This window comes from Shimazuella sp. NTD250, assembly GCF_059510375.1.
In genome coordinates, this window is sequence record NZ_JCAJZS010000003.1 from 295,698 (window position 1) to 319,663 (window position 23,966).

At 38.0% G+C, this 23,966-nt stretch carries 27 protein-coding genes, 1 pseudogene and 1 riboswitch; of the genes and pseudogenes, 23 read left to right on the forward strand and 5 right to left on the reverse strand.

The window, feature by feature from the left end:
- Positions 1–43 precede the first annotated feature (43 nt).
- From fur to AC5WOF_RS09595, 6 genes are all read left to right on the forward strand, one after another.
- Positions 44–523, forward strand: coding sequence for a ferric iron uptake transcriptional regulator (gene fur, locus AC5WOF_RS09570; protein WP_240874083.1), 480 nt, complete (start codon positions 44–46; stop codon positions 521–523).
- A 94-nt stretch (positions 524–617) separates the two neighbouring features.
- Complete coding sequence (ald, locus tag AC5WOF_RS09575; RefSeq protein ID WP_496049736.1) at positions 618–1,748, forward strand: alanine dehydrogenase; 1,131 nt, start codon at positions 618–620, stop codon at positions 1,746–1,748.
- Positions 1,749–1,804: 56 nt separating this feature from the next.
- Entirely contained in the window at positions 1,805–2,047 is a 243-nt protein-coding gene (locus AC5WOF_RS09580) for a DUF4227 family protein (RefSeq protein WP_496049737.1), read from the forward strand.
- A 173-nt stretch (positions 2,048–2,220) separates the two neighbouring features.
- The gene (locus tag AC5WOF_RS09585) at positions 2,221–3,399 is read left to right on the forward strand and encodes a phosphopentomutase (RefSeq protein ID WP_496049738.1); all 1,179 of its coding nucleotides are present in this window, start codon (positions 2,221–2,223) and stop codon (positions 3,397–3,399) included.
- A 5-nt stretch (positions 3,400–3,404) separates the two neighbouring features.
- A complete protein-coding gene (locus tag AC5WOF_RS09590; RefSeq protein WP_496049739.1) occupies positions 3,405–4,217 on the forward strand; it encodes a purine-nucleoside phosphorylase in 813 nt (270 codons plus the stop codon).
- A 10-nt stretch (positions 4,218–4,227) separates the two neighbouring features.
- Positions 4,228–5,046, forward strand: coding sequence for a purine-nucleoside phosphorylase (locus AC5WOF_RS09595; protein ID WP_496049740.1), 819 nt, complete (start codon positions 4,228–4,230; stop codon positions 5,044–5,046).
- 152 nt (positions 5,047–5,198) lie between these two features.
- Here AC5WOF_RS09595 and AC5WOF_RS09600 read toward each other — a convergent pair whose 3' ends face one another.
- Both AC5WOF_RS09600 and AC5WOF_RS09605 read right to left on the reverse strand, forming a co-directional pair.
- Complete coding sequence (locus tag AC5WOF_RS09600; RefSeq protein WP_496049960.1) at positions 5,199–5,861, reverse strand: methyltransferase domain-containing protein; 663 nt, start codon at positions 5,859–5,861, stop codon at positions 5,199–5,201.
- 48 nt (positions 5,862–5,909) lie between these two features.
- Positions 5,910–6,098: pseudogene (locus tag AC5WOF_RS09605) on the reverse strand (putative RNA methyltransferase); the annotation flags it as partial.
- Between the two features lie 328 nt (positions 6,099–6,426).
- Here AC5WOF_RS09605 and AC5WOF_RS09610 point away from each other — a divergent pair.
- The 5 genes from AC5WOF_RS09610 (at position 6,427) to AC5WOF_RS09630 (ending at position 10,248) form a co-directional block, all read left to right on the forward strand.
- The gene (locus tag AC5WOF_RS09610) at positions 6,427–7,587 is read left to right on the forward strand and encodes a D-alanyl-D-alanine carboxypeptidase family protein (protein WP_496049741.1); all 1,161 of its coding nucleotides are present in this window, start codon (positions 6,427–6,429) and stop codon (positions 7,585–7,587) included.
- Between the two features lie 154 nt (positions 7,588–7,741).
- On the forward strand, positions 7,742–8,104 hold the full coding sequence (gene spoIIAA / locus AC5WOF_RS09615; protein ID WP_496049742.1) for an anti-sigma F factor antagonist: 363 nt from the start codon (positions 7,742–7,744) through the stop codon (positions 8,102–8,104).
- On the forward strand, positions 8,101–8,556 hold the full coding sequence (gene spoIIAB / locus AC5WOF_RS09620) for an anti-sigma F factor (protein WP_496049743.1): 456 nt from the start codon (positions 8,101–8,103) through the stop codon (positions 8,554–8,556). The genes spoIIAA and spoIIAB overlap by 4 nt, the downstream gene beginning before the upstream one ends.
- Before the next feature lie 11 nt (positions 8,557–8,567).
- Positions 8,568–9,320, forward strand: coding sequence for an RNA polymerase sporulation sigma factor SigF (gene sigF, locus AC5WOF_RS09625; protein ID WP_496049744.1), 753 nt, complete (start codon positions 8,568–8,570; stop codon positions 9,318–9,320).
- A 100-nt stretch (positions 9,321–9,420) separates the two neighbouring features.
- Positions 9,421–10,248, forward strand: a complete 828-nt coding sequence (locus tag AC5WOF_RS09630; RefSeq protein ID WP_496049745.1) for a DUF2935 domain-containing protein — start codon at positions 9,421–9,423, stop codon at positions 10,246–10,248.
- Here the strand turns inward: AC5WOF_RS09630 and AC5WOF_RS09635 are convergent.
- Genes AC5WOF_RS09635 through AC5WOF_RS09645 form a run of 3 tightly spaced genes read right to left on the reverse strand, consistent with a single transcriptional unit; the run spans position 10,238 to position 13,948 of the window.
- Positions 10,238–11,356: a Ger(x)C family spore germination protein gene (locus AC5WOF_RS09635; protein WP_496049746.1), complete on the reverse strand. Its 1,119-nt coding sequence runs from the start codon at positions 11,354–11,356 to the stop codon at positions 10,238–10,240. The two genes, AC5WOF_RS09630 and AC5WOF_RS09635, sit on opposite strands and share 11 nt — an antisense overlap.
- On the reverse strand, positions 11,353–12,447 hold the full coding sequence (locus AC5WOF_RS09640; RefSeq protein ID WP_496049747.1) for a GerAB/ArcD/ProY family transporter: 1,095 nt from the start codon (positions 12,445–12,447) through the stop codon (positions 11,353–11,355). The genes AC5WOF_RS09635 and AC5WOF_RS09640 overlap by 4 nt, the downstream gene beginning before the upstream one ends.
- 1 nt (position 12,448) lies before the next feature.
- Positions 12,449–13,948: a spore germination protein gene (locus AC5WOF_RS09645; protein WP_496049748.1), complete on the reverse strand. Its 1,500-nt coding sequence runs from the start codon at positions 13,946–13,948 to the stop codon at positions 12,449–12,451.
- Positions 13,949–14,071: 123 nt separating this feature from the next.
- Here AC5WOF_RS09645 and spoVAE point away from each other — a divergent pair, with 123 nt between their 5' ends.
- The 12 genes from spoVAE (at position 14,072) to AC5WOF_RS09705 (ending at position 23,910) form a co-directional block, all read left to right on the forward strand.
- A complete protein-coding gene (gene spoVAE / locus AC5WOF_RS09650) occupies positions 14,072–14,446 on the forward strand; it encodes a stage V sporulation protein AE (protein ID WP_496049749.1) in 375 nt (124 codons plus the stop codon).
- 3 nt (positions 14,447–14,449) lie between these two features.
- Entirely contained in the window at positions 14,450–15,019 is a 570-nt protein-coding gene (gene spoVAEA, locus AC5WOF_RS09655; RefSeq protein WP_496049750.1) for a stage V sporulation protein SpoVABEA, read from the forward strand.
- A gap of 72 nt (positions 15,020–15,091) precedes the next feature.
- Complete coding sequence (gene lysA / locus AC5WOF_RS09660) at positions 15,092–16,417, forward strand: diaminopimelate decarboxylase (protein ID WP_496049751.1); 1,326 nt, start codon at positions 15,092–15,094, stop codon at positions 16,415–16,417.
- A gap of 150 nt (positions 16,418–16,567) precedes the next feature.
- Positions 16,568–17,479, forward strand: a complete 912-nt coding sequence (locus AC5WOF_RS09665; RefSeq protein WP_496049752.1) for a COX15/CtaA family protein — start codon at positions 16,568–16,570, stop codon at positions 17,477–17,479.
- Positions 17,480–17,548: 69 nt separating this feature from the next.
- A riboswitch (FMN riboswitch) is annotated at positions 17,549–17,696 on the forward strand.
- 136 nt (positions 17,697–17,832) lie between these two features.
- On the forward strand, positions 17,833–18,906 hold the full coding sequence (ribD, locus tag AC5WOF_RS09670; protein WP_496049961.1) for a bifunctional diaminohydroxyphosphoribosylaminopyrimidine deaminase/5-amino-6-(5-phosphoribosylamino)uracil reductase RibD: 1,074 nt from the start codon (positions 17,833–17,835) through the stop codon (positions 18,904–18,906).
- The gene (locus tag AC5WOF_RS09675) at positions 18,866–19,558 is read left to right on the forward strand and encodes a riboflavin synthase (RefSeq protein ID WP_496049753.1); all 693 of its coding nucleotides are present in this window, start codon (positions 18,866–18,868) and stop codon (positions 19,556–19,558) included. Before ribD ends, AC5WOF_RS09675 begins: the two co-directional genes overlap by 41 nt.
- Before the next feature lie 18 nt (positions 19,559–19,576).
- A complete protein-coding gene (locus tag AC5WOF_RS09680) occupies positions 19,577–20,770 on the forward strand; it encodes a bifunctional 3,4-dihydroxy-2-butanone-4-phosphate synthase/GTP cyclohydrolase II (RefSeq protein WP_496049754.1) in 1,194 nt (397 codons plus the stop codon).
- A gap of 22 nt (positions 20,771–20,792) precedes the next feature.
- Positions 20,793–21,269, forward strand: coding sequence for a 6,7-dimethyl-8-ribityllumazine synthase (gene ribH / locus AC5WOF_RS09685; protein WP_496049755.1), 477 nt, complete (start codon positions 20,793–20,795; stop codon positions 21,267–21,269).
- 63 nt (positions 21,270–21,332) lie between these two features.
- Complete coding sequence (locus AC5WOF_RS09690; RefSeq protein WP_496049962.1) at positions 21,333–22,022, forward strand: segregation and condensation protein A; 690 nt, start codon at positions 21,333–21,335, stop codon at positions 22,020–22,022.
- Positions 22,022–22,621, forward strand: a complete 600-nt coding sequence (gene scpB, locus AC5WOF_RS09695) for an SMC-Scp complex subunit ScpB (protein ID WP_496049756.1) — start codon at positions 22,022–22,024, stop codon at positions 22,619–22,621. The genes AC5WOF_RS09690 and scpB overlap by 1 nt, the downstream gene beginning before the upstream one ends.
- Positions 22,622–22,745: 124 nt before the next feature.
- Positions 22,746–23,081, forward strand: coding sequence for a hypothetical protein (locus AC5WOF_RS09700; RefSeq protein ID WP_496049757.1), 336 nt, complete (start codon positions 22,746–22,748; stop codon positions 23,079–23,081).
- A 169-nt stretch (positions 23,082–23,250) separates the two neighbouring features.
- Positions 23,251–23,910 carry a hypothetical protein gene (locus AC5WOF_RS09705; protein ID WP_496049758.1) on the forward strand — a complete coding sequence of 220 codons (660 nt, stop codon included), beginning with the start codon at positions 23,251–23,253 and terminating at the stop codon, positions 23,908–23,910.
- Positions 23,911–23,966 lie beyond the last annotated feature (56 nt).

A 23,966-nucleotide genomic window follows, 5' to 3' on the forward strand; every position in this document is an offset into this window, starting at 1 on the left:
AATTTCTCACCTATAATAAACATATGGCATAGGGGGTGTGTCTGTGGAAAAACGGGTGAATCAAATAAAACAACAACTATCTGCCCATAACTACAAGTTAACCCCCCAACGGGAAGCAACTGTCCGCGTTCTGATCGAGAATGAAGAAGCACACCTCAGTGCAGAGGATGTCTACCTGTTGGTGAAGGAGAAGGCACCAGAGATTGGATTAGCTACTGTATATCGTACTCTGGAGTTGTTAAGTGACCTCTCTGTCATTCATAAACTTAACTTTGGCGATGGTGTTACTCGATATGAATTTCGGGCTGAAGGGGCAGAACATCATCATCATCACTTGATTTGCTTAAACTGTGGAGAAGTAGACGAAATTATGGAAGATTTGTTGACACCGATTGAAGCGAAAGTAGAAGAAGAATATCAATTTCAGATAGTAGACCATCGACTAACTTTTCATGGTGTCTGTAGACGTTGTAAAGAAGTCGTTGCAGATCCTAAAAAATTAGTAGGTGCACGGGTTACGTGATGAAGAAGAGATCATTAAAAGATCTCTTTTTTTATCGACTAAATTAATTTAAAAAGTGGTAATATATACTTTGTAATGCAAAGGAGGAAAAGTCATGATAGTTGGTATTCCAAAAGAGATTAAAAACAATGAAAACCGTGTTGCCATAACACCTGCCGGTATTGATGCTTTAACGCGTGCTGGTCATAGTATAATCATTGAAACAAACGCCGGCGTTGGAAGCGGTTTCACGGATGAAGAATATGCAGAACATGGGGCAGAAATATTAGGTTCAGCAAAAGAAGTATGGTCGAAAGCAGAAATGATCATGAAAGTAAAAGAGCCCTTAGCCGCTGAATATGAATATTTTCGTGAGAATTTAATTCTCTTTACATATTTACATCTAGCTCCAGAATTGGAGTTAACAAAGGCATTAATGGAGAAAAAAGTAACAGCTATCGCTTATGAGACGATCCAGCTAGATAATGGTGCATTACCTTTGCTTACACCTATGAGTGAAGTCGCAGGGAGAATGTCAGTCCAAATAGGTGCTCAATTTTTGGAGAAGCCACATGGAGGTAAAGGGGTGCTCTTAGGTGGTGTCCCTGGTGTACCAGCAGGTAATGTAGTTATTATCGGTGGAGGAGTAGTAGGAACAAATGCAGCTAAAATGGCGATGGGACTCGGGGCGAATGTAACACTATTAGATGTAAACCCTGAGCGTTTACGTCAATTGGATGATATTTTCGCAGGCCGGCTTAATACAGTTATGTCTAATGCTTACAATATAAGAGAAGCAGTTCGCAAAACGGATTTGCTAATTGGAGCAGTTCTCATACCTGGAAGAAGAGCTCCAAGGCTAGTAACGGAAGATATGGTAGCAGAGATGGAAGCTGGCTCAGTTATTGTTGATGTGGCTATTGATCAAGGAGGATCGATTGAAACCATAGATCGAGTGACAACTCATAGTAATCCAATATATGAAAAATATGGGGTTGTTCATTATTCCGTTGCAAATATGCCAGGTGCAGTTCCGCGTACCTCCACGATTGCGTTGACAAATGTGACGATTCCATATGCAGTTCAGATCGCAACACAAGGTGCCCAAAAGGCGATTGCTTCCAATCGCCCCTTAGCAAAAGGGGTAAATGTAATGAATGGGCATATTACTTATGAAGCTGTTGCTGAGAGTCTTCAACTGTCATACACACCATTAAACGATGTCATGAATCTAGTAATTCTCTAACATATTTTATCACCCTTCTCCATAAAGTGAATTATTAATGGATAAAGGGTGATTTTATGATTCTATCGCTTAGAAAGATAAAGAAAGTTAGTTTGTTTTTTTGTTTATTTTTTTTGTTTCTGTTTATCCTTGTCCAGCTGTTCCAACTATTTTCAAATATATTTCCACTACGATCACCGTATCAAGAGCCATATGGTAATGCAGTAAAAGTATCTACAAATGAAACCATGGAACCGATATTATCTCCTAAAATGAGTTGGCTAGATCGATTAGTTGTTTTTTATGGCATGGGTGAATAAGTTCAAAGCATGGTAACAGGGGATACGGTGCATGCTAAGGCTATGCGTTGAATCCCTTTTTTGATAGATTAGAAAGTGCATGATACATAGAAGAAGGAAGCTTAAAATCTATTTCTGAAAGGAAGAAGCACCAAAGAGGATTTTTTGACTATTGGCTTATAGAGGTGAAAAAAGTGTCCATGTCACGAGTAATACTAATTGTTTTAGATAGTGTTGGAATAGGAGAATTACCAGATGCGGGTAAATTTAATGATGTTGGCTCGCATACATTGCTACATATTTCTCAGCATCAAAACGGGTTACGACTGCCCAATATGCAGGAGATGGGTTTAGGAAACATTGAAGAACTTGTAGGGGTAAAAGCTGTACATCATCCAACAGCCTTTTATGGGAAAATGGTAGAAATATCAAAAGGAAAAGATACGTCTACGGGACACTGGGAGATGATGGGGTTAGAAACAAGTACTCCGTTTCCAAGTTATCCAAATGGGTTTCCTCTTGAACTTATTCAAGCATTAGAAGTAAGAGTTGGTCGTAAAGTCATTGGTAATTGTGTCGCATCCGGTACCCAGATTATTGAAGAACTTGGAGCAGAACATATGGAAACCGGAAATATTATCGTCTACACTTCTGCTGATAGTGTTTTCCAAATTGCTGCCCACGAAGAAGTAGTTCCATTGAAAGAACTGTATCATATCTGTGAAGTTGCCAGAGAGCTTACGTTAGAGGATCGTTGGTCAGTTGTTCGGGTAATTGCCAGACCATTTGTAGGACAACCAGGAAACTTTACAAGAACAGCAAATCGAAAAGATTATAGTGTGAAACCACCATATAAAACAGTTTTAAACTACTTACAAGATGCTGGAATTGAAGTTGTTGCAGTCGGCAAAATATCTGATATCTTTGATGGGGAAGGTATTAGCAAATCTGTCCATACTGAGTCAAACATGGATGGGGTAGATAAACTGTTAACTTGTTGTGATGAAACAAAAGAAGGACTCATTTTTATCAACTTGGTTGATTTTGACGCGAAGTTTGGCCATCGGCGCGATCCAGTAGGATATGGGAAAGCACTCGAAGACTTCGATGCTCGTCTTCCAGAGATTATAGGAAAATTAACCGAGCAAGATTTACTGATTATTACTGCTGACCATGGAAATGATCCGACATTTCATGGAACAGATCATACAAGAGAATATACACCAATATTAGCTTACAATCTAAACCGAACCGATGGGGGAAAAAGTTTAGGAGTTCGTAAAACATTTGCAGATGTCGGTGCTACGATTGCTGATATTTTTCAAGTAAAGTCGCCTCTTGGAGAGAGTTTTTATCAAAAAATAAAGGGATGAGCGAGATGACATCATTACAGGAAGCAGTAGCTTTCATACAGAAAAAGGTGAAGGTTGAGCCAAAAATTGGGTTGATTTTGGGATCAGGATTAGGAATGCTTGCCGATGAAATTCAAGATGCTGTCACCATCACATACGATCAGATTCCCCATTTCCCAGTTTCTACAGTAGAAGGGCATGCTGGAGAATTAGTAGTTGGTGAATTAGAAGGGCAGCAGGTTATTACCATGCGTGGAAGGTTTCATCTCTATGAAGGTCATGCTCTTGACGCGGTTACATTCCCTATTCGGGTGATGAAAGCACTTGGTGTAGAGACTATCTTGGTTACCAATGCTGCCGGAGGAGTAAATACCTCCTTTGAACCTGGTAACTTAATGCTGATTCAAGATCATATCAATCTGATGTACCGCAATCCATTGATTGGGCCAAACGATGCTTCGTTAGGAGAGCGTTTCCCCGATATGTCCACTGCATACGATGTGAAATTACGAGAACTGACAGCCAAATTAGCGGCACAGCAAGGAATAAAGCTTCAATCAGGTGTATATGCAGCTGTCCTTGGTCCATCTTATGAGACTCCAGCAGAAATTCGGATGATTCGGGCAGTTGGGGCAGATGCAGTTGGAATGTCTACCGTGCCGGAAGTAATTGTTGCGCGTCATGCAGGTATTCGGGTATTAGGTATTTCTTGTATCACCAATATGGCGGCAGGTATCTTACCACAACCGCTCAGTCATGCTGAGGTAATGGAGACAGCAGAACGTGTGAAAGGTGACTTTATACAATTGCTTCACAGTATTCTTAAAGAAATACGTTAGGAGTTATAACATGGATAGTTGGAAACAGATAAAAGATGCAGCTGAAGCTATTAAAAGAATAAGTGATATAAAACCGTCAATAGGGTTGATACTTGGGTCAGGGTTAGGAGGTCTAGCAGACCAAATCCAAAATCCTGCTAAGATTACTTATGATCAAATTCCCCATTTCCCCATTTCGACAGTTGAAGGTCATACAGGACAATTGGTCATAGGTGAATTAGAAGGAAAAACAGTAGTAGCCATGCAAGGAAGAATTCATTTTTATGAGGGCTATACCCAACAACAGGTTGTGTTTCCTGTGTTTGTGATGAAATTATTAGGAATTGAAAACCTGATAGTCACCAATGCAGCAGGAGGAATGAATGCAAATTTTCAAGCAGGGGACTTGATGGTGATCACAGATCATCTGAATATGACCGGGTCCAACCCGCTTATTGGAACACATCTCGACGAATTAGGCCCACGCTTTCCAGACATGAGCAGCGCATATACACCTAAACTGATTTCGTTAGCTGAAAAAGTTGCTAAACAGCATGATTTCTTCATTCAAAAAGGAGTATATGCTGGTATTAGTGGACCTACTTATATGACACCAGCTGAACTCATTATGCTTCGTAACTTAGGTGGGGATGCCATAGGGATGTCTACCGTTCCAGAAGTAATCGCAGGAAGTTTTCTTGGATTAGATGTACTTGGAATCTCTTGCATTACAGATATGGCGATTGGAGAAGAATTGGAGCCACTCTCGCATGAACAGGTGATGGAAACAGCCAATCGTACAAAACCTAAGTTTATCAAGTTAGTAAAAGGGATAATAAATGAGGTTTAAGGAATGAAGATAGCGGAAATCATTCGTAAAAACGAATGGGAAGAAGTTAACAATATAGTCGTGGTATGACAATAGAATGATATAGGTTACGAAACAAAACACCAACTGGGCATTGTGAGTCAAGACCTAGTTGGTGTTTTCGTTTATTAGTTTTAGTGAGGTTTTCCAAAGAGAATAACTAAATCAACCGTTATGGTTTTGGAATTTGTGTTTAAAAATTGTTGGAGTTGCATTTCTGTAGCTCTCCAAGACAACGGAGTCATTTGAATGAGCGGTTTTACAAGTGTACTGTTTAATTTTACAGAATATTGTACCTGTTTCACATCTAGAAGTTTAAAATGCTCTCGAAATCGTTGCAAGGTTTTTTGATTTGAATAAATTTGTTTGTCTGTATGTTTGTAAAAAAAGCTTCTCCATTCGTGAAGATAGTTCTTTTCAGGGATTACCTTTATTACCATCCCATCATCCGTTAATATTCTTTTGAATTCTGTATAATTAGATGGCGATAAAATATTCAAAATAAAATGGAATCGATCTTCACCAAATGGAGAATTAGCAATATCAGCAACACACCAGATTAGATTTGTGTAATCTCGTGAAGCTAGATCAATACCTGCTTTGGAAATATCTATGCCTATCCCCAAAAAATCGTTTGTGGTCTGAGCCAAGGTTTTTTCTCGTAGACTGGATAATGTAGATCCTTCCCCACAGCCTGCATCTAAAATAGTCATTCGCTCATTTTTGAAAGGTTCATTTTTGATCTTTACACTAATTTCCTCAATTAATGGTTCAAAAAATCCACCTTTCCAAATCATTCTCCGAGATTCAAACAAAGTTTTTTCGTATTTTGTTTTTTGAGAATGGTTTAAAAAGTTCACATATCCCCTTTTGGATAAATCAAAACAATGATTTTTGGAACATACCAAGCTTTTATTGTAAACCATTTTCATTGGTTGGGAGCATAGTGGGCATTTAAAAATACTTTGATTTCCTAAAAAAAGCTTTTCTTGTAAAGTCTTTTTTTTGTCTGTAGACATAAAGAAACACCTCATCCATTCATAATCAGTATCGGTGAATGAAAAAAGGCACAGAGAAACAAACCCACTCCATTATAAATAAAAAAGGAGTGAGTATTCATTTTCTGTACCTACATTACCGAAATCGAATGAACTGGATGATCATGTCAGTAACCTCTTGATAATAAGATTTCCAAACCTTGTTATTATACCATAAGTTGTTTTCCTTATATCCGCTATTTCATTCTGGCTGGATGATAAAGGAAAATGATTTGATATGTTTTGCACGGTGACATTTTGTACAAGAATATTCTTCCTGTCTGCTGCGCACACTATGGTCGTACGATAGGAGGAATGAAGATAAATGTGGAAAAGATTTAGCATTCTTTTTTCTGTTTTTTGTTTGGGTTTGGCAGGTATTCCTGCGCTCGCTTTTGCAGGTCCAGACAATTCATCTGATTTAGCACCAAACGCTCGATCAGCGGTACTTTTGGATGCTGATACAGGTGCTATCATCTTTGAGAAAAACGGACACGATAAATTACCACCGGCTAGTATTACCAAAGTAATGACCATGCTATTGATCATGGAAACCATCGAACGAGGACAATTGAAGTGGACGGATCAAGTTAGTGTGAGCGAAAATGCAGCTTCTAAAGGTGGTTCACAAATATTTTTGGAACCTGGAGAACAAATGAGTGTTCGTGATATGCTGAAGGGGATCGCAGTAGGTTCTGCAAATGATGCTTCTGCGGCTATGGCGGAAAAATTAGGTGGAACGGAACAACGTTTTGCCCAAATGATGAATGCCCGGGCGAAGGAAATAGGGATGAATGATACGAAATTCCAAAACTCTAATGGACTGCCAATAGCAGATCATTATTCTTCTGCGCATGATATTGCACTTATGTCCCGTGAGTTGTTGAAACATCCGGAAATTACGAAGTTTACAGGTCTATACCAAGATTACTTACGTAAAGGAAGTAAAAAACCATTTTGGTTAGTAAATACTAATAAATTGGTTCGCTTTTATCCTGGTCTCGACGGTCTTAAGACAGGTTTTACGGGTGAAGCACGTTTTTGTCTCACTGCTACTGCAAAACGAGAAAACTTTCGGGTTATAGCGGTTGTCATGGGTGAACCAGATGTAAAAACAAGAAATGCAGAAATATCTCAAATGCTTGACTATGCATTCGCTCAGTTCACCAATCAGGTATTCTACAAAAAAGGTCAAGTAATTGCGAAACTACGGATAGAAAAAGGGGATCCGGAGTATATCTCCATTCGTGCTCGTCATCCAATTAGTATGATGTTAAAAAGAGGAGAAAATCCAAACGGTATACGCAAAGTTATTAAATGGCGCACCTTACAAGTCCCTATCAAAAAGGGACAAGTTTTAGGAACGGTGGAGTTTCATAAAGAGGGAAGAAGAGTTGCCTCACTTGAATTGATAAGTTCGATTGATATCGGAAGAGCTAGTTTTTGGTCTTCTGTCAAACGAGTGTTAGAAGATACATTATTTTAGACAATTTTATAAAGAGTACCCTATTGTGTAGACCCGTAAAAAAATCCTACTCGATAGGGTACTTTTTGTATAAGGAGAGCTGCACATCGGGTTTTTGTTAGCAGGAAATATAAGGGAATAGAGAGAATGTATTCGTTAAAGGATGGAGAGGAGCGTGCTAGGTTTGTCGTTATCTGTAAATATAACTTCCAATCATCGAGTGCTTATTGTTAGACTGAATGGAGATTTGGATCATCATACTGCCTCAGATGTACGAAGAAAAATAGAAGCAGAGTTGGTGAAGGATATCCATACTCATCTTATTTTGAATCTTGAGAACCTTCGATTTATGGATAGTTCAGGTTTAGGGATGATTTTAGGTAGATATAAACAAATGACCAGCAAGGGCGGAAAAATGTATCTCTGTTCTGTTTCAACATCTATTTTTAAATTGATGGAGATGTCAGGATTATTTCAAATTTTGCCTACTTATCAAGATGAGCGTAGTGCTGTTTATGCATGTGAGGTGGCCTCATGAGTAATGCTTATCGAAATGTAATGGAACTTACCTTTTCTAGTCTTTCGGAGAATGAGTCTTTCGCACGAATTGCCGTTGCAGCTTTTGTATCTCAATTAGACCCGAGTTTAGATGAGCTAAATGATATTAAAACGGTAGTTTCTGAAGCAGTAACCAATGCAATCATTCATGGATATGAAGAACATCCGGAAGAACAGGTATATATTCGTGCTGAAATTCAAGGTACCAAAATTTCGATTCAAATCACTGACAAAGGGGTTGGAATTGATGATATAGGGCAGGCTCGTCAGCCGCTCTATACCTCAAAGCCGGAACTTGAAAGATCAGGTATGGGGTTCACCATCATGGAGAATTTCATGGATGAGGTCGCGATTCGTTCAAATCCAGGTCAAGGAACAACCGTTTATCTTGTGAAGCAGTTGAAAAATCATCCTCAAACGATGGCGAATTGAGGGATGGTAAAATGGAAGCTGATGTAAGGAATACAAGGCACCGGTACTTACCAGACAAAGAGGTAAAGCAACTGATTCAAGAAAGCCAGAGTGGAGACAATTCCGCTAGAGATCATTTAATAAAACACAACATTCGATTGGTTTGGTCTGTTGTGCAACGATTTTTAGGTCGAGGTTATGATGCAGAGGATTTGTTTCAAATCGGGTCAATTGGATTACTCAAAGCAATTGATAAATTTGATTTATCCTACGATGTCAAATTTTCTACTTATGCAGTTCCAATGATCATTGGGGAAATTCAGCGTTTTTTGCGTGATGATGGAATGGTAAAAGTGAGTAGATCACTAAAAGAAATAGCTACCAAAGTTAGGAAAAAGAAAGACGAGCTCAGCAAAAAATTAAATAGAATTCCTACACTAAAAGAAGTTGCAGATGAATTAGAGCTGACACCAGAAGAGATCGTATTTGCTCAAGAAGCAAATAGAGCGCCTACTTCTATACATGAAACGGTATATGAAAATGATGGTGATCCAATTACGCTCATGGATCAAATTGCAGATGAATCTGATATAACTTGGTTTGATAAATTAGCTTTAAAGGAAGCGATTGAGCATTTAACAGAGCGAGAAAAATTGATTGTGTATCTGCGTTATTACAAAGATCAGACTCAATCTGATGTGGCGAAAAGGTTAGGGATATCTCAAGTCCAAGTATCAAGGTTGGAGAAGAAAATAATATCGCAAATGAAATCACATCTTTTGTAAGAAAAGAAGACCCCTGTAAGGTCTTCTTTTTTCAATAAAAGGGGATAAAGCCATAACCCATCTAATAAAATGATACGAATAAGAAGAGGGGGAAAAATAGATGGATAAGTGTTATATTTCTCCGTGGGAAGAGCATCAATTCTGGTTAAAAATATTAGATGATCACGCTCATTTTGTTAGAGATTATTTATCCCCAACAGAAAAAGAGTACGTAAGGACTGCAAATCAGTACATTGATCAATTTAGATATTTGAGAAAAAGGCTAACACAAATTGATCCTTATCTAGAAATTTCTTCACCGGAATTGATTCATTTTGCCAGAGAAGTTCATCCTGTAGCATATGGGTATTTTACTTTAGAGTCTAATTTGCAATATTTAAGATTAAGAAATAAGGTAAACCTTAATTTAACTCCTTCTTTTTTAACTGGAACTTTATTGGAAAATCAGGAGTACCTTCGAATTTTAGGTTATTTGTCATGTGGCAAAGAAGCTCCTCCCTTGTCTCTTGTTCAACTACTTGATTTGTGGCTGGAAGATCAAGCGGGACATGCAGAGCTAGTAGCTAACGGACTAGATCCACTGGAAGGGGAGATCATTGCCAAATCACAAGTGTTAGCTAGACAATTTTTATCCTATTTATTTCACAATCGAGTATTAGCACAAATGGAACACTTTACACATGAGGACGTACCCCAACAGGAGAAATTTGTCCATCAAGTAATCGTAGCTGTAAACGAGTTCAACCAATTGGTCATCCGTATTTTGCAGGAATATAAAGATAATCAATTGTTAAATAGATTGACTTACCGGTTTTTGGAGCACCATCTTCCAGAAACGTGTTACTTCTTAAAGAAATTATCTTGTTATGTTCCAAATCAAGCAGATATACCAGATTGTACGCTTGTTCCACCCTATTTTAATGGCTGACACCTGTGTTAATTAAGATTAATTTTGTCCGGATTTTTATTTTTGCTTTGGCGTTTTCGTTAAACCAGTCACCTTTGATTTTTTTCCATTGATCATATTGCATTGCTTTTGCATAAACACCAAAACCAATAGGATCAATCTTCTTTTTTTGTATTTTTTGTACCAGGTTGTTGTATTCTTTATCCAACTGTTCCTCAATGACTTTTTTTAGAAGTGCAGCATGTTTTTCTGCATCTAAAAAGAACATTCTTTCTATCAGGTCTGCATACAACGTTAACTGAACATCAAATTCAAAATGTCCATTCACAAATTTTGTGTTTACTTTTCGTCTGATTTCTTTAATCTGTATACTGATAAGTTTAAGTTCTTTTTTTGCATGAATTTTGTCAGATGTAATCTGTATATTCAAGGGAATTCTTTCGGTAAAGAATTTTTGTATACTTAATACTAATGGGCTATCAGACAAATTCAATGTCATTACATAAAAACCTTTATGAGATAGTAATGCCATACCTGTAATTTTGGGCTCGTTCTTGATTACTTTTATCGCAGGTATCATGGGTGTAAATCTTGTATCTAACTGCTGGGCAACGTACTGTTGTAAATTTGGATTGGCAATTACCCCACTACTAAAAGAGGTGTCTACCATATTTCTTATCACAACAGCAAGACGGCCTTTATCACTCATATTTGCGTTAAAAATATCATCTATAGACCCATCTACCATAACAACTTTGCTATTTAGATCATCTTTCGGATCACGTAATATAACATCTATGAAAGGTAAAACTGCTTTGTTTTGTAAAAGCTTTTTTCCAAGTAAGATAGTCTGAATTTTTCCTTTGACGATTTCTCCTGGACTCAAGGAATCAAACTGATACCTAGCTTCACGTAAACTTTTTGCTTTTACCTTCATCTGACGATCTTTCTTTTTGGCATCCGTACTGAAAACAGGAGTATCTGCATAAAATATCAGTTCATTTTTATCATTCAAATCAATACCAAGTAAAAGGATAATATCCGATCTTTCTAGATACATCTGATCGCCACAACCACTTATGAGCAAGCACAAACTAAAAAAGATGGCTGTAATCCATTTGATTTTCATCCTTTTATCTGCCCCTTTCGTAAAGCCAAAAATACTTTGCTATATAGCCAAAGCAGGACAGGAAATGCGAAGACAAAAATCATACCTAAATTAGCGAACCATTTTTTAAAGTAGATGATAGGTTGAAATCCGATAATCGGAAAATAAAGAATGATAATCCAAAGTAATAATACGGCTATAAGAGATGTTTTTTTTAATGAAGATCGCTGGAAGAGTTGAGAAGTTCCAGATAAAGCCATGTAAAGGTATGGGATAATCGTCATTAATAAGATAATGATATAAGCGGAAATGAAGACAATTTCCAAGCGTTCTAAAAAAGGAAAACGAATTAATTTGATAAGGTCTAATGTTGGCCAGATAGCATAAGAAAGTTCTGCTTCACTTAAGCGTACATAACTTAAAATGGTGACGAGTAATAACACAATAGCTGTCATGGTATTCGCTATAAACATGCCTTTATAGGCTTGTTTTTTATTTTTCAGATGGGGATATATAAGATAGATGAGTTCAAAGCCCAAAAAGGAAAGTGCTGTTGTAGGAGTAGACTTAAAAATAGGCATCCAACCATCTTTTATGATAGGAAGTAAGTTAAACCACAATCCATAACGGGCTGTAATTAAGATGACGGGATACATCCATATCGTAATAAGAAAAGTGAATTCTGCATATCGATTGATCATTGGTAGACCACGTACGGTTAAGATCGGAACAATAAAAAGTAACCCAAGTAGGATCGGATCAGTATTGGGCAAAACCCAGACTTTAATGAGATAAATGGTGTACATAAACACATAACTTGCAGCATACAGCGTGTACATTATCCAGCAAAAAAGCATCCCTTTTCCGAGCCATTTACCAAAATACTTTGGAAGTAAATCATAAAGCGTTTCATTCGGGTGTTTTTCCAAGGTGTTAATAATAAGGAATCCGATAATGATGCTAATGATCCACCCAAAGATAACCGCAATCCATCCATCCATTCCACTAGAGAGAAACAGATCGTGAGGAAGAGTTAACACACCTACTCCAATCTGTGTTTTATAGATAACGAAAATATATTGACCAAAAGATAATGGAGTTTTCTTTTGCATGTTATTCTTTTTCCTCTCCAAGACGTCTAGATTGCTGTGGGTTAACGGAGAAAGGTCTTTGTTTCATCCACTTTAGCGGAACGCGTACAAAAACATCTTTCCAATCCCTTAAATGAATGGGTGAAATGGGACTTCCAAAAGGAACACCAAGTGATTTGAGTGCAATGAGATGAGCGAATAGTACCATTAATCCTACTGATAATCCGACGATTCCAAATAGAGCAGATATGAACATAATGGGAAAACGGATTAATCGGACAGCGCTTGACATGTCATAGTTTGGGATAATAAATCCAGCGATTGCAGTAACGGATACAACAATGACCATGATATTGCTCACAATCCCTGCTTGGACTGCAGCTTCTCCAATTACAATCCCTCCAACAACCCCTACTGTCTGCCCGATTGGACTTGGTAGACGTAATCCTGCTTCGCGGAGCATTTCAATCGCGATTTCCATTAAAATCGCTTCTAATATCGGTGGGAATGGGACTTTAGAACGAGATTCACCTATTGATAACATTAAATCCAGGGGGATTACTTCATAGTGAAAAGAAATAACGGCAATGTACAGGGCTGGCAATATGATGGCTAAAAAAAATGCACCCAATCGCAACAATCGTATAAAAGAAGCGACTATCCATCGAGAGCTGTAGTCGTCTTGACTTTGAAAGAATGCAGCCAATGTCATAGGGGCAACGATAGCGTTAGGGGAGTGATCCATTAGAACTGCTACTCGCCCTTGTAAGAGATTGGAAGCAATATTATCTGGTCGTTCTGAAATCAAAAATTGAGGGAAGACAGTAAGTGGTACATCTTCGATCATTTCTTCTAGCTCACCTAAATCTAATACCGCATCTTTTTTTATATTTTGAATGCGATTTGTCACCTCTTGTACATAATCTGGATTAACTACGTCTTCTATATATAGGATGAACACTTTGGCAGGAGCACGTTTTCCTACGGAATGTTCTTTCACCACTAAGTTATCATCTGTTATGTATCTTCGAACTAACGCAAGATTTATTTCTAGCGATTCTACAAATCCTTGATGTCCGCCTTTTAGAGAGGATTCTATTTGTGGTTCTGTAATAGCACGTTGTGGCCATCCTTGAGTGCAAAATGCCAGTGCATGGGAGATGCTATCGATAAAGAGGACTGACTCTCCTCGGAACATAGCTTTTTCAATGTCAACCCAAGAACTTAACTTTTGAACACTCCCAACGGGAAGTGGTATTTCAGGTTGAAATATATCGCTGATATTGTCCAAATGGAACATTAAGGGTCGTAATATATTTTCATTTATGGAAACTTTATCGATAAGACAACTAAAAAATAATAACGCAACATTTTCTCCGCCTTTTGTTTGGAATGAACGAATCATTAAATCAGGGCTATGAGAGAATCTATTGGAAATGTAATCTATATTCACCATGATGTCACTGGAGATAGGATTGCTGTTTTGTTTGTTGTCCTGTGTGTTATTTGGATTTGTTTCCATCATAAGACCTCGTTTAAACTTCAAAATGAATTAAATATAGTATTAGGAAGTTGTAGTTATTTATACTAAACCCCCAATTGTATCTTGACTAAGCTTTTGGACATACTACCTTTCATATATCACATGATAAGGTGGGGTTTGTCATTGGGATCATTTCTTAGTGCTTTTATTGTCGGAGGACTCATTTGTGTTATTGGACAATTAATGATGGATTTAACTCCACTTACCCCTGCACATGTTTTGAGTATTTTAGTAGTTGCAGGAGCAGTTCTGGATGGGATAGGACTCTATGACCCGTTAATTTCCTTTGCTGGTGCTGGGGCTACTGTTCCGATTGTAAACTTTGGTAATTCTTTGGTACATGGAGCCTTGCAAGCAGTAGAGGAAGAAGGTTTAATCGGAGTGCTTTCGGGTATTTTTCAAATTACAAGCGCCGGAATATCAGCCGCAATCATCTTTGGTCTTTTAACTGCGTTTATTTTTAAACCAAAAGGATAAATCATGGCTAAGCGACAAGTGATATTAGTCACCGATGGAGATCAAATAGCAAAAGATAGTTTGGAGCAGGCAGCAAGAAACATTGGAGGACGGTGTATCTCCTTATCTGCTGGAAATCCTTCACCGCTTACTGGAGATGAATTGGTCTCTTTTATCCAGCAAACACCTTATGATCCAGTGCTTGTGATGTTTGATGATTGCGGATCGAGCAAGATTGGTGCTGGAGAGAACAGTATGTATAATGTTGCGACTCATCCAGATATAGAGGTGCTAGGAGCGATTGTAGTTGCATCTAATTGTATGAGAAGTCGAGGAACACCCGTACATATGTCATTGGATTGTTATGGAAATGTAGTAAGTACAGGTGTGAATAAATTTGGTTATCTTCAACAACAACGCACAGCAAGAATATATGGAGACACGGTAGAAATATTAAATCAGTTATTTATTCCCGTTATTATTGGTATAGGAGATATCGGTAAGATGCACCATCGAGATACTATGTCCATCGGTTCCCCCATAACAACCAAAGCCATACAGCTCATCTTAAATATTCATTATCAAAATGAGTGAAAATAATGCTTTTATCCTCTAACAGACTAGCGTATAGTAGAGTATTATTGGCACAAAGGGGAATAAGGCGAAATGTATTTACATGGGACTGCAAAAATCAATCATGATGGCAATCTAGAAATCGGATCATGCGATACAACACAACTAGTGAAACAGTTTGGTTCTCCGCTGTATGTGATGGATGAAACGAATATTCGTAATCAAATGAGACGGCTAAAATCAGCTTGTGAACAGACATCCATTCCTTATCGTGTTGCGTATGCAAGTAAAGCCTTTAATACGCTTGCTATGTGTCGAATAGTAGAAGAAGAAGGTTATTTATTAGATGTTGTATCTGGAGGGGAATTGTATACAGCAATTCAAGCAGAGTTTCCAGCAGATCGTATTTATTTTCATGGAAATAATAAGTCTATAGAGGAATTGAGAGAAGCGATAAATCACGGAGTAAAGTATATCGTAGTGGATAATATGGTTGAATTGACCATGTTAGAGGATTTAGCAAGTGAAATGGGAAAAATTGTTCCGATTTTGTTTCGGATCACTCCTGGAGTAGAAGCACATACACACAATTTTGTGCAAACTGGACAAGAAGATTCAAAATTTGGATTTGATTTATCAAGTGGGCAAGCAGATCAAGCTGTACGATACGTATTAGGAAGTTCATCCTTATTATTAAAAGGATTTCACTCACATATAGGTTCACAAATTTTTGACGCAGATGCTTTTGCAGTTGCTATCAATCGTTTAGTAGAGCTAATCCATGACTGTCATAGAGAGTATGCTTTCTTTCCTGCAGTACTAAATATTGGTGGTGGTTTTGGGATTCGTTATACAGAACAAGATACGCCAAGGTCGATCGAAGAAATAATTCAAGGAATAACAGCTATTATCGAAAAAGCATTTCCAGAAAGGTACCCTGAAATCTGGTTAGAGCCAGGTAGATGGATCATTGGAGAATCAGGCACAACACTCTATACTGTCGGAACGATGAAAGAGATTCCAGGTATTCGTAAGTATGTAGCAGTAGACGGTGGAATAGCTGACAATCCAAGACCGGCACTATACAATGCAAAATATGAAGCAATGCTGGCCAATCGAGCAAATGAAGAAGCAACTGAATTGGTTTCCATAGCTGGAAAGTGCTGTGAATCTGGGGATATGTTGATTTGGGATGTTCATCTTCCACCTGTAAAAAAAGGAGATATATTAGCTGTTAGTTGCACTGGTGCCTATAATTATTCCATGGCTAGCAATTACAATCGTCTGCCTAAACCGGCTGTTGTATTAGTGCAAAATGGTCGAGCTGAAGTCATCGTGGAACGCGAAACATATGAAGATATTGTCAAAAAAGACAAAATTCCGTCAAGACTTTTAAAACAAACCGTGAAGCCTGTATGAATATTCCCGCCACCTAAAATTTAAGCACTCAATCGGAGTGCTTTTTTTATGAATATTTACCTTTCTGTGATTTTGACATTTTTATGTCTATTCTAAGAATAGGTCTTATCTGTGTTACAATGTGTAATTGGATAGGGAGGGTCTATTCACGTGCATAAACAATATCGATATTTACGTGTTCTCACTTGGCTAACAGTATTTGGGGCTTATCTTATGCTCATCCATGGTTCCATCGTTACCATTACCGAATCTGGACAAGGCTGTGGAAATAGTTGGCCGGTTTGCCAAGGACAACTCATACCAAGTAATGTATCTGTTGCTACTGTCATCGAATATAGTCATCGGATTGTTTCTGGAGGGGTTGGTTTCCTTATTTTATTTCTTACAATCTGGTGCTGGATTTCCTTCTGGAAAGAGAAAAGAATTCGTTGGTTAGCATTTTATAGTTTGTTTTTTGTAGTGTTGCAAGGAGCTCTTGGAGCACTTACCGTTGTTTTTCAAGGAGAATTCGAAAGAAATGCAGCTCTAGCACTTCATTTTGGGTTTTCTTTGGTTTCTTTTGCTAGTGTTGTATTGCTCAATATTGAACTAACTCGACTGATGAAAGAGAATCAACCTACTCGTTTTCCTGTAGGGAAGAAGTTCAGCATATTTCTTTGGCTGTATGTCATCTATACGTATATCGTCGTATATTCTGGTGCTCTAGTGCGTCATGCAGATGCTACAATGGCTTGCGGGTACAATGTTCCTTTATGTGGACCTCAGTTGTTGCCCAGTCTTTCTACACCAGCTGGTATTCAAGTACTCCATCGGTATGCAGCATTTTCATTGTGGATTTTGATGTTGGTATTACTTTTTGTCATTTTGGTAAAATACCAAGATAGAATACAACTCAAGAAGACAGCTTCGTTAGGCTTTATTTTGATAACACTACAAGCAGTATCAGGTATTATTGTGGTTTTAAGTGGTGGACAATTACTTGCAGCGTTGCTGCATACTACCATTATTTCTCTATTTTTCACAGTCCTATTGTATATGGCGACATCGAAAAATTGGGGTTAGCGACTAACTATTGATTAGTACGATATGTTTGTGTTACGATGTCAATAATTTCGAATATAAGATATATATAGTGTCCTTCGGGGTAGGGTGAAATTCCCAACCGGCGGTGAGGTGCCATGAGGCCTAAGCCCGTGACCCGCAGAATCGTTTCGTATTCTGCGGTGGATTTGGTGAAAATCCAAAGCCGACAGTATAGTCTGGATGGGAGAGGGATAGAACGAACCTTTTTTGTTTGAACAAACATAAAGGTTCATTCGGCATGCAAGTTAAACCTCGACCAAAACACTAGTTTGGTCGTTTTTTTGTATAAGTCGTAAATTAGGAGGTATCAGGTGGGAATTCATGAACACTGGATGAATTTGGCTATTCAATTAGCAAAAGCAACGACTGGACAAACTTCACCAAATCCTATGGTAGGTGCAGTTGTAGTAAAAGATAACCGTTTACTTGGAACAGGTGCCCATCTAAAAGCAGGAACTCCACATGCAGAAGTACATGCACTACATATGGCGGCAGATGAAGCGAAAGGAAGTACGATATACGTAACCCTTGAGCCTTGCAATCACTTTGGACGTACACCGCCCTGTACGGAGAAGATTATTGAATGTGGTGTAAAACGTGTAGTCATAGGTTCTGGTGATCCAGATTCATTAGTGGCAGGAAAAGGAATTGCTAGATTAAAAGAAGCAGGAATTGAAGTTTTAGAAGGAGTTAACAAACAAGAATGTTTACAGTTGAATGAAGCTTATTTTCATCATAGAAAAACAGGAAAACCTTTTGTTACACTAAAGACGGCAACGACGTTAGATGGAAAAATTGCTACCAAAAACGGTGATAGTAGATGGATTACTGGTGTAGAATCGAGAGCAATTGTACATCAACTTCGCCACGAGCAAGACGCAATTTTAGTGGGGGCAAACACAGTAATCGCAGATGATCCAGAGCTGACGACTCGACTGCCGGAAGGAAATGGTATCCATCCAGTTCGCATTATTTTAGACAGCACTTTACGAATACCACTTACGGCAAAAATATTAAACACGACGAAAGCTCCTACCTGGATTTTTACGACGGATGCCAAAGATCCTTTTAAAGAGGCTGCTTTTCAAGAAGCTGGTGTTCAAGTATTTTCAACTGGTTCTGATTCAAGAGTAAGTATAGAACAGATGTTAAAGATACTTGGAAGTAAAGGAATACTATCCTTGTTGGTAGAGGGTGGAAGTGAAGTAAATGCTGCCATGTTAAGAGGGAATCATGTAAATAAATTTATTACTTTTCTTGCTCCGAAATTGTTGGGAGGTGTAAAAAGTCCTAGCTCTATAGGAGGAGAGGGACCAGATAAAATGGCAGAGGCAATACCACTCCACCAAGTATCTTGGAAGCAGTATGGCGAGGATTTATGCATCATCGGTTACCCCACTGCTTAAGGAGGAAAGCATTATTTTTACAGGACTTATTGAGGAAGTTGGTCGTGTTGTACAGATTTTGCAGAGTGGGGACGGAATGGAGTTAACTATTTCTTGCTCTAGAGTCCTAGAAAACACCAACATAGGAGACAGTATTGCTGTGAACGGTGTTTGTCTGACTGTAACAGAGATGGGACAAGGATTTTTTGTTGCAGATATAATGGCGGAAACAGTTCGGAAAAGTGGCTTGGCAAACTATCGTTCATCTACTGTAGTGAATTTAGAACGTGCAATGAAGGCTTCAGATCGATTAGGAGGACATATTGTGCAGGGCCATGTAGATGGAGTGGCAACGGTACTGGAACGGTTAGATAATGGAAGTGCTACATATTTTCAATTCCAATCCACTCCAGAAGTTGCTGCACTATTAGTTGAAACTGGTTCTATTGCCATTAATGGGGTAAGTCTAACCTTAACAGAAGTTATCCAAGATACATTTGCTGTATCTCTCATTCCCCACTCCCTTAATCAAACTCAATTTAAAGTGCTCCAAGTTGGAGAATTAGTAAATATAGAATGCGATATTATTGGAAAGTATTTATTTAAATGGAGAAGAACTGAAGAAAAAGAACAAGTATTAGATAAAGAAAAACTAGCAAAGTACGGCTTTTAATCTGGAAGGAGTAGAGAGATGTTTCATACTGTAGAAGAAGCACTTGAAGATTTACGAGCTGGACGCATGGTGATTGTAGTAGATGCACAAGATCGTGAAAATGAAGGAGACCTGATATGTCTTGCTGATAAAGTTACACCTGAGATCATCAATTTTATGGTGACTCATGGACGAGGATTGGTCTGTGCTTCGATTTCCAAAGAAAGAGCAGACGAATTAGAGCTGACACCAATGGTTACATCAAATACAGAGCGACATGGAACAGCATTTACTGTATCAGTAGATGCGGATGAAGTGACAACAGGTATTTCAGCTGCAGAACGAGCAACCACCATTCGTGCGTTGTGTGATCCCACAAAGAAAGCATTTCATTTTCGTAGACCTGGTCATATTTTCCCATTGATTGCTAACCCTGAAGGTGTATTGGGACGCGCAGGTCACACAGAAGCTGCATTGGATTTAGCTAGATTGGCAGGAGGTACACCGGCAGGAGTGATCTGTGAAGTATTGAATGAAGATGGTAGCATGGCAAGATTACCACAGCTCGCTACTTTCTCTCAAAAGCATCAATTAAAAATGATCTCCATTCAAGATTTGATCCAATATCGCCGTGCGGCTGAACCACTAGTAGAACGCGTTGTCTCTATTCAACTGCCCACCGATTATGGAGATTTTAAGATGGTAGGTTATTCGAATACAGTCGATAATAAAGAGCATGTTGCCATTGTAAAAGGCGAAATTAATCCAGATGAGCCTATTTTGGTTCGGATTCACTCAGAGTGTTTAACTGGTGATGTATTTGGTTCTAGAAGATGCGATTGTGGTCCACAACTTCATGCAGCTCTGCATCAAATTGAAGAAACAGGTTCAGGAATTGTTCTCTATATGAGACAAGAGGGAAGAGGAATTGGTCTTCTTAACAAGCTACTGGCTTATAAACTACAAGAAGAAGGATATGACACAGTAGAGGCAAATCTACGCTTGGGATTTGCTGATGATTTAAGGACATATGATTTATGTGCGCAGATGCTTAAAGATTTGAAAGCGACAAAAATCAAATTAATTACCAATAATCCAAGGAAAATCAAAGGATTGGATGAACATGGTATTGAAATAGTGGAAACAGTACCTATCCAGCTTCCAACAGGAGAACATAACAAAAGATATATGGAGACCAAGAAAGAAAAACTTGGACATCTCCTTCATCTATAAAACGTAAAGAGGTAGAAGAAATATGGCTAATTTATTAGAAGGAAAGCTAGTAGCAGAAGGTTTACGGTTTGCTGTTGTTGTCAGTCGTTTTAATGAATTTATTACGCAAAAACTACTCACAGGTGCACAAGATGCACTTTATCGACATGGAGCTGACTCACAGCATATCGATATTGCTTGGGTTCCAGGTGCATTTGAAATCCCACTGATCGCAGAACAGCTAGCTGCAACAGGTCGTTATGATGCTGTGATCACGCTTGGAACAGTAATTCGTGGAGCAACCACTCATTATGATTATGTATGTAAAGAGGTTGCCAAAGGGGTTGCTGCTGCAAGCACAAAGTACCAATTGCCAGTTCTATTTGGGATTTTGACAGTAAATAATATCGAACAGGCAATTGAACGTGCAGGGACAAAAGCTGGAAATAAAGGACATGAAATTGCAGTGAATGCCATTGAGATGGCAAATTTACAAAAGGCAATAAAGGCTGTGATGTAAATTACAACGCTACAAATAAAACTAGATGCTTTTGAAGGTCCTTTTGATCTGTTACTACATTTAATTGATAAAGCAGAAGTAGACATCTATGAGGTGTCTATTTCTACCATTACGGATCAATATCTTACTGTTTTGAATGATGCAAAAGCATGGAATATGGAAATCGCAAGTGAGTTTATGGTGATGGCAGCCACACTATTATCTTTAAAAAGTAGAATGTTGTTACCTCCTACTTTAAAAGAGGAAGAACGAGAGTCTGATACACAGGAATGGTTAGATCCTAGGGAAGAGCTGATTGAACGCTTATTAGTCTATAAACAATTTAAACGACTAGGGGATCAACTAGAGGAGCGAGAGATTGAACAAAATAGGGTTTATTCTCGACAGCCTATGGATTTAACGCCTTATACTCCTACTCAAAACCCACTACAAGGTTTAGATCCTGAAGATTTATGGAAAGCATTATTCGCTTTACTGGAACAACAAAAAGAGGTTGAGCAGCCCTTAACAAAATTGGCAAGAGAAGAAATATCAGTAAGTGATCGGATGGATCAAATTTATCAGGAGTTAATACATAAAGGTGAACTTTGGTTTTCTAAATTAGTAGAGGCAGATAGTATTACTCGTGAAAGATTAATTACTACATTTCTCGCTATCTTAGAGTTGATGAAAACCAAACCGCTAACTTGTATACAAATAGAATTATTTTCGGACATATGTATTCGGCTAGATCAAACAAAGGAGAATGTTTGATGGAAGCAAAAGCATGGAAGAGTATATTGGAAGGGATTATTTTTGCTGCTGGTGTAGATGGAGTAAATATAAAAGAACTAACGCAAATTACAGAACTACCAAAGCAAGAAATACAACTGCTGTTAAATGAGATGCAATTGGAATGGAAACTGGACCATCGAGGGGTACAACTGACACAAGTCGCTGGAACTTACCAAATGAATACTCTTCCAGAACATACACCTTATATTCAAAAAATGGCGCAAGCCCCAACTAGAGCAAGATTATCGCGTGCAGCTATTGAAGTGCTCGCTATCATCGCGTATCGACAACCAGTAACTCGTGTTGAGATTGAAGAGATTCGTGGCGTTAAAAGCGATCGTATCATTCAGCAATTGGAGAGAAAAGAGTTAATTCGACAAGTTGGCAGAGCAGAAGGCCCAGGAAGACCTATCCTCTTTGGTACAAGCCGCCAATTTTTACAGTACTTTGGGTTGAATAAAATTGATGAATTGCCTTCTCCAGAATCGATATTTCATTGGCAAGAATGGGAAGAAGATCGAAAAAATTTATATGATCGATTAGGAGTAGAATCAGAAGTAGAGAGTAATTTAGAATAATTGATTTATGTCAAGGGAACGCGTTTTCTGGCGAAAATTTGGAAAAATAACCAAATAATAGTGGAAATTGTTTCTTGTTTTCGCTATAATCAAACAACAGGTGCGAGAATACGAGGAGGTTCCCATGGTAAACAATAAGGATATCATTTTGAAGGAATTAAGCGCAGTGAAAGAGGCCATTTGTGGAGTAAAAGAAGATATCATTCAGTTAAAACAGAACCAAGAGCGAAATGAGAAGATGATAACACAGTTATTGCAGATTGTTGGTTCTACAAATGCAAAGGTCGGTTCATTCGATGAAAAAATGATAATGCTTAAAGGGTCTTCTTCCGAGTTAGGTCATAATATGGAAATAATTGTGGAAAAGATAACAAAACAGGATGAGATGATGGATATATTAACGAAACGATCTCTTCAGCAAGAAAAAGAAATACTGGATCTAAAAATAAAGTCAGCATGAATATACATAAAACCATGACCCGAAAAAGGGTCTTTTTTTTATTTTTCAGCATACATAATACACAGATAAATAGCCTAATTTTTTCTTTTTTGAAAATGTTGACGAAATGAATATTGCTCGTTACAATTGATAATAAATATCATTATCAATTAATTATAAGGGAATCGATATGATGGAGACATTAGCCTCTTTACAACAAACAAAAACGATACATCTAGATAAATTGTGGAAACTCGATGTTCTTCAAACATTTTTAATGGAAGTAACCTCTATCCTAAAGGCACCTTCTACCATTGTAGCTGCTTCTCAATTTTCAAAACGGTATAGCTCTTATTTATTTTCTTTAAGTCTTAACCAATTGTTAATAAGTGGGGAATTTCCTTCGATTCAAAAAGACCGGGATTTTATTGAATTCAACTATCAGACAAGTGAGTTAGAGCTTATTATCCAAGAAAGTACATTAAGATATCAGGTAAAACATTGTTCCAAAAAACAATTGGATCGTTATATTCAGCATTATTTTGCTGAACACTTGGTTCCATTATGGACTTCTATTTCCAAACTTACGGGCATTAAAATGGATTTACTATGGGAAAATACCTACATTTATATTGCTTGGACCTGTTTGAATAAGATTAAAACACCAGAGGCATATAAGAATTTTATTTATTTAACGAAAGAAGCAGATGGCAGCTTATTTCAATTGTCGGAAAATCCATTTGCAGATTTCTGTGAAGGTGCTGTACGCAATAAATGTTGCTTATATTTTATGTTGCCGAGTGCATCGGATGTCAAATGCAAAAACTGTCCACTTGCTTGTAAGAAATAGATTTGTCACGAAAGAATATTCCTGCCAATTTTTGCCGATCCTAGATATAGGATCTT

Excerpts from the sequence above, each read along its gene's own strand:
- ald (WP_496049736.1), top strand. The coding sequence starts at position 618 with ATGATAGTTGGTATTCCAAAAGAGATTAAAAACAATGAAAACCGTGTT.
- AC5WOF_RS09580 (WP_496049737.1), top strand. The coding sequence starts at position 1,805 with ATGATTCTATCGCTTAGAAAGATAAAGAAAGTTAGTTTGTTTTTTTGT.
- AC5WOF_RS09590 (WP_496049739.1), top strand. The coding sequence starts at position 3,405 with ATGACATCATTACAGGAAGCAGTAGCTTTCATACAGAAAAAGGTGAAG.
- AC5WOF_RS09595 (WP_496049740.1), top strand. The coding sequence starts at position 4,228 with ATGGATAGTTGGAAACAGATAAAAGATGCAGCTGAAGCTATTAAAAGA.
- AC5WOF_RS09600 (WP_496049960.1), bottom strand. The coding sequence starts at position 5,861 with ATGATTTGGAAAGGTGGATTTTTTGAACCATTAATTGAGGAAATTAGT.
- AC5WOF_RS09610 (WP_496049741.1), top strand. The coding sequence starts at position 6,427 with ATGTGGAAAAGATTTAGCATTCTTTTTTCTGTTTTTTGTTTGGGTTTG.
- spoIIAB (WP_496049743.1), top strand. The coding sequence starts at position 8,101 with ATGAGTAATGCTTATCGAAATGTAATGGAACTTACCTTTTCTAGTCTT.
- sigF (WP_496049744.1), top strand. The coding sequence starts at position 8,568 with ATGGAAGCTGATGTAAGGAATACAAGGCACCGGTACTTACCAGACAAA.
- AC5WOF_RS09630 (WP_496049745.1), top strand. The coding sequence starts at position 9,421 with ATGGATAAGTGTTATATTTCTCCGTGGGAAGAGCATCAATTCTGGTTA.
- AC5WOF_RS09635 (WP_496049746.1), bottom strand. The coding sequence starts at position 11,356 with ATGAAAATCAAATGGATTACAGCCATCTTTTTTAGTTTGTGCTTGCTC.
- AC5WOF_RS09640 (WP_496049747.1), bottom strand. The coding sequence starts at position 12,447 with ATGCAAAAGAAAACTCCATTATCTTTTGGTCAATATATTTTCGTTATC.
- AC5WOF_RS09645 (WP_496049748.1), bottom strand. The coding sequence starts at position 13,948 with ATGGAAACAAATCCAAATAACACACAGGACAACAAACAAAACAGCAAT.
- spoVAE (WP_496049749.1), top strand. The coding sequence starts at position 14,072 with ATGATAAGGTGGGGTTTGTCATTGGGATCATTTCTTAGTGCTTTTATT.
- spoVAEA (WP_496049750.1), top strand. The coding sequence starts at position 14,450 with ATGGCTAAGCGACAAGTGATATTAGTCACCGATGGAGATCAAATAGCA.
- lysA (WP_496049751.1), top strand. The coding sequence starts at position 15,092 with ATGTATTTACATGGGACTGCAAAAATCAATCATGATGGCAATCTAGAA.
- ribD (WP_496049961.1), top strand. The coding sequence starts at position 17,833 with ATGAATTTGGCTATTCAATTAGCAAAAGCAACGACTGGACAAACTTCA.
- AC5WOF_RS09675 (WP_496049753.1), top strand. The coding sequence starts at position 18,866 with ATGGCGAGGATTTATGCATCATCGGTTACCCCACTGCTTAAGGAGGAA.
- AC5WOF_RS09680 (WP_496049754.1), top strand. The coding sequence starts at position 19,577 with ATGTTTCATACTGTAGAAGAAGCACTTGAAGATTTACGAGCTGGACGC.
- ribH (WP_496049755.1), top strand. The coding sequence starts at position 20,793 with ATGGCTAATTTATTAGAAGGAAAGCTAGTAGCAGAAGGTTTACGGTTT.
- scpB (WP_496049756.1), top strand. The coding sequence starts at position 22,022 with ATGGAAGCAAAAGCATGGAAGAGTATATTGGAAGGGATTATTTTTGCT.
- AC5WOF_RS09700 (WP_496049757.1), top strand. The coding sequence starts at position 22,746 with ATGGTAAACAATAAGGATATCATTTTGAAGGAATTAAGCGCAGTGAAA.
- AC5WOF_RS09705 (WP_496049758.1), top strand. The coding sequence starts at position 23,251 with ATGATGGAGACATTAGCCTCTTTACAACAAACAAAAACGATACATCTA.